Origin of the sequence: Levilactobacillus bambusae (assembly GCF_003124125.1) — a bacterium.
Taxonomy (GTDB): Bacteria; Bacillota; Bacilli; order Lactobacillales; family Lactobacillaceae; genus Levilactobacillus; species Levilactobacillus bambusae.
Map to the genome: position 1 here is coordinate 595360 of NZ_QCXQ01000002.1, position 11852 is coordinate 607211.

Consider the following 11852-nt stretch of genomic DNA (forward strand, 5'->3'; position numbering starts at 1 on the left):
AAAGTTACGTTTATTTATTTTTGCAACTTTTTCAAAAAACATTGGAGGCTCTTACTATGAAATTAACTCATCAAACCATTTTAATTACCGGTGGAACATCCGGTATCGGTCTAGGACTAGCCCGTCAGCTGCAGCAAATGACTAATACAGTGATTATTACGGGCCGCTCTCAATCTACGGTAACCGCGCTTGCTGACTCGGATCCCAATCTGATTGGCCGAACGGTTGATGTCAGCAGCCTTGAGTCCGTAAAGTCACTTAAGACCTGGGTAACGGCTAACTACCCCAACTTAAACGTTGTTATTAATTCAGCGGGTATTATGCGGCCCTACGATCTACTCGACGATCAACTCGATGCGAACAACTTAACCGCTGAAATCCAAACTAACCTCATTGGGACAATTAACATGGATAAAACCTTCCTCACCCAACTCATTGCCCAGCCGGAATCCCTTATTGTTAACGTCAGTTCCGGACTAGCAAACTTGAGCGCAGCATCCCATCCCATTTACTCCGCCACAAAGGCTGGTGTCCACATGTTTACCGATGCTCTCCGTGAGCAGTTAGACTATGCGGGTGATACCCACGTTCATGTGATGGAATTAGTACCGCCATTAGTTGCTGAAACTAACTTAGAGTCTAGTATAACGGCCGACGCTCCTAACAACATGAAATTAACGGATCTCGTGGATGAAGCCGTTAAAGGAATCGAATCTGACAGTATTCGAGTGAACGCTGGGTTTGCCGCACAAATGCGTCAAGCTGGCCAAACTAATCCGGATGAAGCAGAGCACCAAATGGCTCGTCAGATGCTATCAACTTACTTTCCCGAGGGACTTTAAATTCTCATTTCAATAGTGGCTGAATGGGTGTTAACCCAACCAAAAAAGCATAAAATGACCTTACACTAAAACTGGAGATGAGTTCATGAAAGCCATTGTTGTGAGTCACGCCGGAAATTCAGACGTTTTAGAGGAACGGGAAGTCCCGACCCCCGCCGTTAAACCAGGTTGGTCCCTCATTCAAATTAAGGGGTTCGGAATTAACCGGTCCGAAATTTTTACGCGTAACGGTTGGTCACCTAGCGTTCAGTTTCCCCGAATCTTAGGAATTGAAGGGGTAGGCGTCATTTCCGAAACAACCGACCCTGATCGATTACCGGTGGGGCAAAAAGTGGTGACCTTAATGGGAGAAATGGGCCGGGCATTTGATGGCAGCTACGCCGAGTTCGCCCTCATTCCTAACCGGCAGATTTATCCCGTCACCACCGAGTTGAGTTGGGCGGAACTCGCCGCAATTCCTGAAACGTACGCCACCGCTTACGGATCCCTGCTTACCTTACAGTTGCAGGATCACGATCATTTATTGATTCGGGGCGCCTCCAGTGGAGTTGGGGTAGCTGCGGCAAAACTGGCTAAGGCTCTGCATCCCGAGATCACGATTACGGGGGCCACCCGTAAAAAGGCCAAGCGGCAAGCCCTCTTAGACGCTGGTTTCGACCACGTTATTTTTGAACAGGATGGTACCCTGCTAACTGACGCCACCTACGATAAACTCTTAGAATTGGTCGGTCCCGCCACCCTATTAGATTCCGCCTAACACCTTCACCTGGACAGTCTCCTATGCGTAACCGGTGAATTAGGGGGGATCTGGACGGTTCCAGAATTTAACCCCATTGGCGATTTCCCTTCCGGTTCCTACCTCACTAGCTTTTCCTCAGATACCGTCAACGAAACCATGGTTAATGATCTGCTTCGCCTCATTGAAACGGCACCCGTTGATGTCACCCCCACAAAGTTTTTCCCTTTGAACCAAACCGCGGCCGCCCAAGATTTCTTGGATAGCAGCCAAAGCTTTGGAAAAGTTGTGGTTTTAAATCAAGATGAATAAAGTTCTTAGACAAAGGCTGTGACATTAGCCGTTTGAGCCTTGCAAAATAAAGATCATCCCGTAAGACGAACGTCCGTTGTTCGTGCTTTGGGATGATCTTTATTTTAATTTGACTTGCCTAATGTCACGTCACTACTGGCACGAAGGCATCCGTACTTTAGATGAGGGGTTTCGGACGAAGAGGACTTATAGCACGGTTCCTTTTGTTTTTAATAACATATTGTATCTAAATTAGTATCAACACGTTGATTTATTTCAAAAAAGCGTGTATAGTTCCACCTTGAATTAATTTTTCAGCACTCTCGCACCCTTTAAGGAGAACCATATGCAATCCATTATCCAAACTAACTTTACCGGCATTGACGGGCTAGAACTTGTTTCTATGCCCCAACCCACCCTCACGGACGACGGCGTTCTTATCCAGATGCAGACCCTACCCGTTGTTCCCACCGATTGGAAAAGGGAATCTAACAGTCATGCGACTAACGAACAAGCCGCCCAACTTCCGAGGGTCATTGGGATTGGCGGAGTGGGTACTATCATCCAAGTTGGCAAAAACCGGGACCAAGCCCTCTTAAATCAGCGCGTTTTAGTCATGAACCCAGCGGGCTCCTACAGTGAAATCATCTTATCGGAAAATCCCGACTTTATTTTTCCCCTCCCCGATACCGTTGATGATGCCAGTGCGGCAGCCCTCACCGCTGGTCCCGGAACTGCCTTAGCCCTTAAACATGAAATTGATCAAAGTTCGGCTGACAACATTATCATTACGGGAGCCAATTCCGTGATTGGTCTTTACCTGATTCAACTGTTAGGTGAACCCAATCAAACACTTTGGCCCATTGTTTCACCCCAGAGCCAGGCCTATTTTCATCGTCAGCTACCCGGTCAACCGGCCTACCAAGTGGAAGATCTGCCCCAACTCTCGGGATATAGTTTAATCATTGATATTGCCGGAAGCCGCCCCTTAATTGACCAGCTGCTATCCCGTTGTCCAAACCCAAGCCTTATCTCCATTGTCCTGATGGCCTATGAAGGACCCGAGCCCTTCAAGTTTGTTCACGAAGAATTTGACGCTGACCAGTACCGCCAGTTTATTACCCAGCTGGCGACGCAAAAACTCTGGGCCCCGATCGACCGAACTTTTCCCGTTCAGGACATAAAGCAGGCTCAGCACTACGCTAAAGACTCTCATAGCCGGGGCCGGGTCCTTGTTTCCTTTTAATTTAAATTTGGAGGTACATTATGACACCATTTACCACATTATTTCAGCTCAACTGTTTTTCATCGGACCCCAATGCCCGCCAGTTGGCCGCTGATCAGCTTCAAAGCTTATATAATTGTGAAATCAACTGTCTTCAAATGGATCCTAGCGTTCAGTTTGCCCACAACGGTAAGGGCTGCACCATTGCAGCATCTAAGATTAGTGCCCACGCCGTCATTTTCCAAAACGTAACCATCGGTGCCAACCAAACGTTTAACCACACTACCCAACAATGGGAAAACCTAGGCAATCCCGTCATTGGGCGTAACGTTATCATCGCGGACGGTGCAAAAGTTGTTGGCCCCATCATTATTGGCGACAATAGCGTTATCGGCACCGGCGCCATCATAACCAAGGATGTGCCCGCCAACAGCATTGCGTACGGTGTTAACCAAGTAAAACCCCGGGACCCCAACTACTCCCCGATCTTCTATTCTCAAATGCCGGACCGAGAGGAAATTACTTCGGCGTGTCAGGAAGTGATTGAGCGATACAAACGGGAACTTGAGGAATAAAACCCAGTTGTCATTTAAAACCCCATCGTGTATAGTGAAGTTAGTTTCACGTGAAGCTAACTTCACTTTTTTATCCAATTCATTTTAGAAGGATGACCTTTTATGCCGAACCTAGTCAAACAGTTACGGTTAGAACGCCAACTAACTCAGAAATCGGTTGCAGAAACCATTGGTGTGACAACGCGAACTATTATTTCTATTGAGAGGGGCCAATATAAGCCCTCAATTTTATTGGCTTATAAATTAGCCCAATTTTTTAACACAACCATCGAGACCTTATTTTGTCTTAGTAACTACCAGGAGGACGAACAATGAAACGATCTTTGCTACAACTAGTTTTAGGCGGTTTATTTATTACCTTACTTATTTTGGCACTGCTGGATTGGCCTCATTGGTTCCGTAGCATTAGCGAACTATTATTAGCTGCTCTATGTTTATTCACGCTGTTAGGAGTTCATTCAGATCAAGCCAGTGAAAGATCCCAGAAGATTCTAGCTGATGAACGGGACGAATTTTTAACTTATAAAACTGATCATGATGTAGTGACTATAATGGAGCCCACTTGTCTACTGCTTTTCCTGATTTTTATGTTGCTTTATCACCTTCAAAACAACAATTTATACGTTGGACTCATTGCCATATGCTGCTTAATTTTTTGGCTGATGTTGATTTTACTAGGGAAAATTTTTGGCCTAATTGAGAACAAGAGCAACTAGAAAATGGCTGAATATTATGATAACTGCGGATGCCCAAGAGCAATCTGATCTCACTCCTCCAGGCTGCCGGTTAATCAATAAAAGCTTCTGGAGAAGGTTAGAATCTGACCTGCTTCGGAAGCTTTTTTAACTATTTCCCGGGTTATATTTCCAAAGCACACAAAAAAAGCCAGCCAAAATCATTTGGCTGGCCCTCTCTTAAGAAGTGATCAGAACTTGTCTCCGCTAAGGGGCAAGACTGACACTTTAAGATTACGATTCGTACTCAAAAAGTATCACCCCCTTTCATATTGTTGCCCATATCATAACCGGTTTTAACCGCAATTGCAACGAATTTATCAGACTTTTAGCGTGGGTTTAAAACTCGCTAAGTTGCTTGTATTTTAACTGATTTGCGACTACAATACGCTGATCAATTAATCAATGAATCGGAGGAATTTGAATTGGCAATTCGCCTAATTTTACGTCGTGCTTGGCACCTTGTAGCATCTCTTTTGATTTTTGCAGTTGTGTTATTTCTCGCATGGCATATCCTGCCGTTAGCCCTTGCAGCCACCATTATCGGTGGGATCTTTGCACTCTTCGTTTCCAACCGTCGCACCAAACATAGTAATAAAGAAGAGGATCGACCTCACGTTTATCGGTCAAGTTCAGATCCTTACCATTCAAACCCTAACCGCCGGATCCTAACAGATGTGAAGGAAAGCCGACCAAATTAACGATTTTTAAGCCGTGGCGCACTTCGGTCACGGTTTTTTATTGTCTCATTACAATTCATAAATTCGGTTGCACTTTTCCCCGTAGTTCACTACCATAATTAATGTAACCGATTACATGATTTATTGGAGGTAAACGCGATGTCAATTGAAATCAATCATCAGACGCAGTTGTTTCATTTACAGACGGATCACCTCAGCGATATTTTTCAAGTTATGGAAAACGGCGAGCTAGGCCAGCTTTACTTTGGTGCTCGGGTTCATCACCAAAAATCCTACCCCAACTTGACCCACCAAGAACGTCGTGAAGTCACACCTTACCTAGACCAAAATCACCGGAACTTTCAGCCGGAACTATTAAAACAGGAGTATAGTTCGCTTGGCACGGGCGATTTTCGAAACCCCGCCTACCAAGTGGAACAACCAACCGGAAGCCGAATCACCCAGCTTCAGTTTCAAAAGGCCCAGGTGATTACGGGGAAGGCCCGGTTGACGGGACTGCCCTCTAGCTTTGAGGACGGCCGAGACGACGTGGAGACGTTAGTCGTGACCATGGCTGATGACGCCATCGGACTCATTGTAAAATTGAACTATACCGTATTCCCCCACCAAGATGTGATTGTTCGAAGTGCCCGATTTATCAATCATGGTGAGGACACTTTGCGACTGTTAAACGCTCAAAGCAGTCAGCTAGATCTGCCGGACCACGAGTACGACCTCATTCAATTTTCCGGCGCGTGGGCGCGCGAGCGTCATTTTAACCGCCACCCCTTACATGTGGGGACCCAGCGAATCGAGAGCTTGCGCGCAGCTTCCAGTCCCCAACAAAATCCGTTCATTTTGCTAGCCCGCCCCCAAACCACCGAACAAGCGGGTGAAGCCATTAGTGTTAACCTCATTTACTCCGGTAATTTCCAGCAAAGTATCGAGGTCGATCATTACGGGGCGACCCGGATTTTGACGGGAATTAATTCAACTGAGTTTGCCTGGGAGCTAACCCCGCACACCGAATTCCAAACTCCCGAAGCTGTGATCAGCTACACCCCCAACGGGTTAAACACAATGACCCACCAGCTGACCGAATTTTACGCAAAGCACTTGGTTAACCCCCACTTTGCCACGCAGGAACGGCCGATCTTGATTAATAACTGGGAGGCAACCTACTTTAACTTTAACGAGGAAAAGCTCCTCCAATTTGCTCGGGAAGCCAAAGATCTAGGGATTGAACTCTTCGTTTTAGACGACGGCTGGTTCGGTCACAGAAACGATGACACAACGTCACTAGGTGACTGGACCAGTGATCCCCATAAGTTACCTCAAGGCGTTGGTCACCTGGCGCAACAGATTCATAGTCTGGGGCTCCAATTTGGCCTGTGGTTTGAACCCGAAATGGTTTCCTTAGACAGTGAGTTATATCGAACCCATCCCGACTGGACCATTCACGTTCCAAACCGTCACATGACGCCAATGCGAAACCAGTATGTCCTGGATATGTCCCGCCAAGAAGTCGTGGATTACCTCTTTAGCGCCATGAGTACCATTATTTCAGATACCCAGTTGGACTACATCAAATGGGATATGAACCGCAACATCACGGAAATGTTCAGTACGGCGCTAACGCCAACCCAGCAAATGGAGCTGCCGCACCGCTACATTTTAGGGGTCTACCAACTGTACCAACGGTTAATTGATGCCTTTCCGAACGTCCTCTTTGAATCCTGTGCTTCCGGTGGCGGTCGGTTTGACCTCGGTATGATGGCTTACGCGCCACAAGCATGGGCATCGGATGACACTGATGCCTTAGAGCGGCTGAAAATTCAAACGGGTACTTCCTACGGGTACGCCATTAGTATGATGGGCGCCCACGTTTCCGCCGTGCCAAACTACCAAACGGGACGCGTCACGTCCTTAACCACCCGTGCTAACGCCGCCTACTTCGGTGATTTTGGTTACGAGCTGGACATTACCCAACTCTCACGTACCGAGCTCGTTCAAATTCGGGATCAGGTTAAGTTTTATAAACACTACCGGCGTCTCTTTCAATTTGGTCAATTTTACCGGCTCAGCGACCCCACGGATCCCAACGTCACCGCATGGGAGAGTGTCAGTCCCGACCAACAAACGGCCATTGCCGTGCGGTTTCAAGCGTTGAACCAACCTAATCCAGCATACTTACGGTTGCGCCTCGAAGGATTAGATCCCAACCAAACTTATCGGGTCAACCAAAGTTCGGAAACGTTCTACGGTGATGAACTGATGAACGCCGGACTGGTGCTAGATCAGGTACTCGATATTAACGAACCCATTACGGAATCAGCAGACTTTAGTTCCCGGTTGTTGGTCGTGGAAGCCGCCCACTAAGTGACGGTAAACCTGATACAGGATCTCATTCAGATCTCTTTAAGTCATAAAACAGCTAGAAGTAAAACGATGCCCCTAATCAATTTTGATTAGGGGCATCGTTTTACATTTGGCTATTAATATTTCATCACGAGTCGTCCCTAAAGGCCAAACTTCTCTGACAATGCCTCCGTTAGGACCTGGGAAACATTAACTTTTTGTTGCTTAGCCAATTTGTTGAGGTAGGCAGGAATCGTGACGTTCTTACGAACTCGTTTAGCATATTTTAGCCGAAACAAATTAAGGTCGGTATTAATGTAAACAACTTTTTCATCGGTGTTTAACTCCCAATTCATGGGGTCGGTGGGGGTTGGATAATGGATTTCATCCATTAATAAGTTGCCAATTAAATCTTGTGCCATCTTGACCGCATCCAATAGATCATTCCCTTGGGTATAACCCCCCTCCAAATCTGGGATTTGGACCAAAATATAATCCCCATCCCGGGTAAAAATTGCTGGATAAATGACCGTGTCACTTGCCATCGTATTCCCCCCTTATTTTTAATGACCATCACGTCAACTTTTAGTTTTACTTATTTTAGCCCAGCTTCACGCAAAATACGTTGTTCAAGACCCTTTCCTAATTCTTTTGCATGGATTGGGATCGGGATCATCCAATGAGTTGTGGGATTAACCATGATTAAATGGGAGGACCCATTTTGTCTTTTTTTAACAAACCCATGTCGCTTCAATAATCGGACCATTTCACGTGGTTTCATTGTCATGCCTGGGCCTCCTGAATGATGAGGCAGATTCATTGTACATACTTAATGCGCATAAATCAACGATCTATCTCAGAACTTTATTTCCTCGCTCCTAAAATAAATCCGGTTTTCCGCCTTAGTCTGACTAAAATTTTAACCATCATAATCAGACCGGTTTTCCCATTCAAATACTGAAATGAGTGACCGGTCTGATTAGTGATCATTGAATTTTGAGGCTTACTTTCCTAACAGGTTCTTGTGTGATCCAGCCCTAACCAGGGTTAAAATTAAGTTTTTCTGCTCAATTTTATAACTAAGTAACCATTCACCTAGCAATGACCACGGTTTGGGCAATCCCTTTTACTTCTAACTCTTAGTCACGCTATTGCTAACCATGCCATTTGCCACCATTGCATCCACCGTATCCAATACAATTTCAGCGTTATCATGTTGCGGCTGCCAGCCTAATAACCGCTTGGCTTTCTGATTGCTAACGTTGCGGTTCATCCGTAACAGCAGTCTGCCTTCCTTAGCCCGTTCGTTAAACGGAGCCGCTAAACTAATCAGCCAATTTGGAAGGATTTTAGTTGCCACCTGATTGGCTAATGCGGGCCGCTTTTGCTGCACAAGCCGCCCAATTTCCGGTAGCGAAATTTTACCATCGGCGCTGGCAATAAACCGCTCACCGGCTGCCTTCGGGTTGGTCATTGCCCGGACGTGAAGATCCGCAACGTCCCGGACATCCACTAAGTTTAATTCTAAATTAACGGTCCGTTTGGATGAACCATCGACGACGCCCTTAACCACGCCAAAACTGCCTGAGACGTGGTGATCTAAGGCCGGTCCCAAAATTGCGACCGGGTTGACGGTGGTCAGTTCCATGTTGCTCGGTGACTGCTGAATATAGTGCCAAGCGGCCTGTTCCGCTAAGAGTTTTGATTTTTCATAGGGTGATAATCCCGGTTCATCGGGATTAGTCCAGTCCGCTTCATCGGTTATAGAATGGTGGTCAAAGTTGCTAAACCCGACCGCGCCAAAGTTGGCAGTCATCACCACCCGTTTGACATGGGCGTTATCCGCTGCCTTTAAAATCCAGAGAGTCCCATCTTTAGCAGCCCGTTCCATTTCTGCCGGATGGTCAGCATTCATAAACACTGGTGAAGCCACACTGAGGACATAGGTGATCCCCTGCATCGCTTCATCCCACCCGGCGTCCTTCGATAAATCCGCCTGCGCAAAGCTTAATCGGTCAAGGTTCGGTACGTGGCTTTGTTGCAAGGTCTCCACGACACCCCCCTGTTTATCCAAGTTACGCAAAGTGGACCGGACCTCAAACCCCTGCGTTAATAATTCGGCTAAGATATTTAACCCTAAAAATCCGTTTCCACCCGTTACCAATACTTTTTCGGTCATTTCATTACCCCCATGAATGAGTTGCGTTTCAAATCAATTTCATTTATGGTGTTAGCATAAACCCTCGACAATACTCTAGGGCAACTCAAACACTTAAAAAAGGGTGATTAATTTTGACTTATACCATCAAACAGGCGGCCGAGAAGTCTGGCCTATCCATCTATACCCTCCGCTTTTATGATAAGGAGGGGCTTCTTCCCTTCGTTGCGCGTAACCAGTCCGGTTACCGGGAATTTACCGACGGCGACTTGAACCTCATTCACACCATTTGCTGTTTAAAAAACACCGGGATGAAAATCAGCGCCATCCGCACCTACATTGATGACGTCATGGCGGGGCCACAAACGGTCGATCACCGGCGGGAGCTGCTGACTGCCCATCGCGACGCCGTTTTAGAAAACCAGCGGCAAGTCGCCGAAAACCTTAAGGGCATTGATTTCAAACTGGCGTTGTATGAGGATCCAAACGCCCTGGCCCTCGTTCAAGCGGAACGTGACTTAGCGGAACAGGAAAAGCGCGCTAACCACTTAGAGAACCCCTACGCCGTTCACTGAACGTAGGCCGTTTTATAGTTCCACTGGGTTCCAGCAGTATTATGCACAATGCCTTTCACGTTATTGGCCTGTAAATAGGAAGTGCCATCTTGAAATAACGGGGTAAAACTTTGATCCCGGTTCAACCGCTGACTAGATTGGGCCAAGTCCTGCCACCGCTTCTCTGGATGGTTGGCGTCCTGGCCCTGGGCCCGTTTAATCAAGCTGTCGTACACGGGATCGCTAAATTTGCCGTAGTTGTACGATGTACCCGTCATCGGTAAGCTCAAGAAGGTCATCGGATCGTTAAAATCGGCGCCCCAACTCGATAGGGAAATATCAAAGTTCCCCTTCATTTGTTCCTGATCCTGCGTTTTACCCGGTAGGTCCCGTAGATTAATGGTTAATCCCGGCAAGTTCTTTTCTAGCTGGGCCTTCAAGTATTGGCCAACCGTCTTAGAATTAGTGTCATCGTTCGCTGTGACCAACGTTAAACTGACCTTGCTTTCCCCAATCTGTTTCATCCCCTTAGCAAACTTCTGCTTGGCTAATTGCGGGTCGAAATCAACCGCGTTTTCCACCCGTTGTGCGTTAGAGAAATCCTCGTGGGTTTTCGGTGCGTAGGCTAACTTATTCGGGACAAATCCGGTTGGCACCGCCGACTTAATCCCTAGCACCTTCTTAGAAAGCTGGGATCGATTAACCGCAAGCGAAATCGCCTGCCGAACGTTCTGGTTATTGGTTGCTTGATGGGCAGCTGAATTCGAATTCTTGAAGTTGTACTTCAAGTAGGTCATCATCGCGTACGGATATTCCTTAAAGTCCGGGTTCGTCTGGTAATTGCGGGCCTGTTCAGTCGAAAGCTGCGCAAGACTGAGCTTCTTTTGTTGGAATAATTCTAGGGCCGTAGTTGGGTTAGCCACCACGGAGTAGTTAATCTTCTGCAGTTTGACCTGGTTCTTATCCCAGTACTGATTATTTTTAACGTAGCGCCAACTATTATTGGTTCCCGACCAGCCCTCAAGCTTAAACGGACCGTTATAGACGGTGTACTGGGACTTAGTGGCGTACTTGTCCCCGTATTTTTCCGCTACCTTCTGATCCTGGGGCGCAAACAGCGGGTAAGCCATCAACAGCTTAAAGTAGGCGATGGGCCGCTCCAATTGAACGACCACCGTCCGCTTATTCGGGGCACTAATTCCTAAGGTTTCAGGAGCCCGCTTTCCCGCGTTAATGGCGTCCGCGTTTTTAATGCCCGAAAACAGATAGGCGTACTGAGCCTTAGTTTTGGGCGTCAAAGTTCGCCGCCACGAGTAAACGAAGTCCTGGGCGGTTAACTCGTCCCCGTTACTCCATTTAAGGTTCGATCGCAGCCTAAACGTATAGGTCTTGCCCCCGTTGGTTGTAGATTCAGATTGAGCCAACCCGGGATCTAAGCGGCCGTTCTTCCCTAGCCGGTAGAACGCCTCATAGAGGTTTCCCGATTGGCCGTACCCCGTAGACTTTGATAAATCAATCGTACTTAATGGCGTTTGTTCGGCCAAGTTAAGCTCCTGTTTTTGTCCCCCGTTAGACTGTGATTGGCCACATGCTGCTAGAACCCCCGTTAACACAGCAATAATGGCACCTAACGCAATCTTATTCTTCATTTGAACCCGCTCCTTAAAATGGTTTGCTATCCACGAAAAAAGACCCTACC

At 47.0% G+C, this 11852-nt stretch carries 12 protein-coding genes and 1 pseudogene; 9 read left to right on the forward strand and 4 right to left on the reverse strand.

Features of this window, described 5'->3' with window-relative positions:
- Positions 1 to 56 precede the first annotated feature (56 nt).
- The 8 genes and pseudogenes from DCM90_RS05675 to DCM90_RS05710 all read left to right on the forward strand — a co-directional run bounded on the left by DCM90_RS05675 (position 57) and on the right by DCM90_RS05710 (position 7462).
- Entirely contained in the window at positions 57 to 842 is a 786-nt protein-coding gene (locus DCM90_RS05675; protein ID WP_109250363.1) for an SDR family oxidoreductase, read from the forward strand.
- Between the two features lie 85 nt (positions 843 to 927).
- Positions 928 to 1890 (forward strand): annotated as a pseudogene (locus tag DCM90_RS05680) (alcohol dehydrogenase catalytic domain-containing protein).
- 325 nt (positions 1891 to 2215) lie between these two features.
- Complete coding sequence (locus DCM90_RS05685) at positions 2216 to 3115, forward strand: alcohol dehydrogenase catalytic domain-containing protein (protein WP_109250364.1); 900 nt, start codon at positions 2216 to 2218, stop codon at positions 3113 to 3115.
- Between the two features lie 20 nt (positions 3116 to 3135).
- Positions 3136 to 3669: an LbetaH domain-containing protein gene (locus DCM90_RS05690; RefSeq protein ID WP_109250365.1), complete on the forward strand. Its 534-nt coding sequence runs from the start codon at positions 3136 to 3138 to the stop codon at positions 3667 to 3669.
- A 102-nt stretch (positions 3670 to 3771) separates the two neighbouring features.
- A complete protein-coding gene (locus DCM90_RS05695; RefSeq protein WP_109250366.1) occupies positions 3772 to 3984 on the forward strand; it encodes a helix-turn-helix transcriptional regulator in 213 nt (70 codons plus the stop codon).
- On the forward strand, positions 3981 to 4385 hold the full coding sequence (locus DCM90_RS05700; RefSeq protein ID WP_109250367.1) for a hypothetical protein: 405 nt from the start codon (positions 3981 to 3983) through the stop codon (positions 4383 to 4385). Before DCM90_RS05695 ends, DCM90_RS05700 begins: the two co-directional genes overlap by 4 nt.
- Before the next feature lie 443 nt (positions 4386 to 4828).
- Positions 4829 to 5104, forward strand: a complete 276-nt coding sequence (locus tag DCM90_RS05705) for a hypothetical protein (RefSeq protein ID WP_109250368.1) — start codon at positions 4829 to 4831, stop codon at positions 5102 to 5104.
- 138 nt (positions 5105 to 5242) lie between these two features.
- The gene (locus DCM90_RS05710; RefSeq protein ID WP_109250369.1) at positions 5243 to 7462 is read left to right on the forward strand and encodes an alpha-galactosidase; all 2220 of its coding nucleotides are present in this window, start codon (positions 5243 to 5245) and stop codon (positions 7460 to 7462) included.
- Positions 7463 to 7602: 140 nt separating this feature from the next.
- Here DCM90_RS05710 and DCM90_RS05715 read toward each other — a convergent pair whose 3' ends face one another.
- The 3 genes from DCM90_RS05715 to DCM90_RS05730 form a co-directional block, all read right to left on the reverse strand.
- Positions 7603 to 7986, reverse strand: a complete 384-nt coding sequence (locus DCM90_RS05715) for a type II toxin-antitoxin system HicB family antitoxin (RefSeq protein WP_109250370.1) — start codon at positions 7984 to 7986, stop codon at positions 7603 to 7605.
- Positions 7987 to 8036: 50 nt separating this feature from the next.
- A complete protein-coding gene (locus DCM90_RS05720; protein ID WP_109250371.1) occupies positions 8037 to 8228 on the reverse strand; it encodes a type II toxin-antitoxin system HicA family toxin in 192 nt (63 codons plus the stop codon).
- 345 nt (positions 8229 to 8573) lie between these two features.
- Positions 8574 to 9620, reverse strand: coding sequence for an NAD-dependent epimerase/dehydratase family protein (locus tag DCM90_RS05730; RefSeq protein WP_109250372.1), 1047 nt, complete (start codon positions 9618 to 9620; stop codon positions 8574 to 8576).
- 113 nt (positions 9621 to 9733) lie between these two features.
- On the opposite strand from DCM90_RS05730, the gene DCM90_RS05735 reads away from it, so the two are divergent.
- The gene (locus tag DCM90_RS05735) at positions 9734 to 10174 is read left to right on the forward strand and encodes a MerR family transcriptional regulator (protein WP_109250373.1); all 441 of its coding nucleotides are present in this window, start codon (positions 9734 to 9736) and stop codon (positions 10172 to 10174) included.
- Here the strand turns inward: DCM90_RS05735 and DCM90_RS05740 are convergent.
- Positions 10168 to 11802, reverse strand: a complete 1635-nt coding sequence (locus DCM90_RS05740) for a peptide ABC transporter substrate-binding protein (RefSeq protein WP_109250374.1) — start codon at positions 11800 to 11802, stop codon at positions 10168 to 10170. The genes DCM90_RS05735 and DCM90_RS05740 overlap by 7 nt on opposite strands.
- Positions 11803 to 11852: the final 50 nt, after the last annotated feature.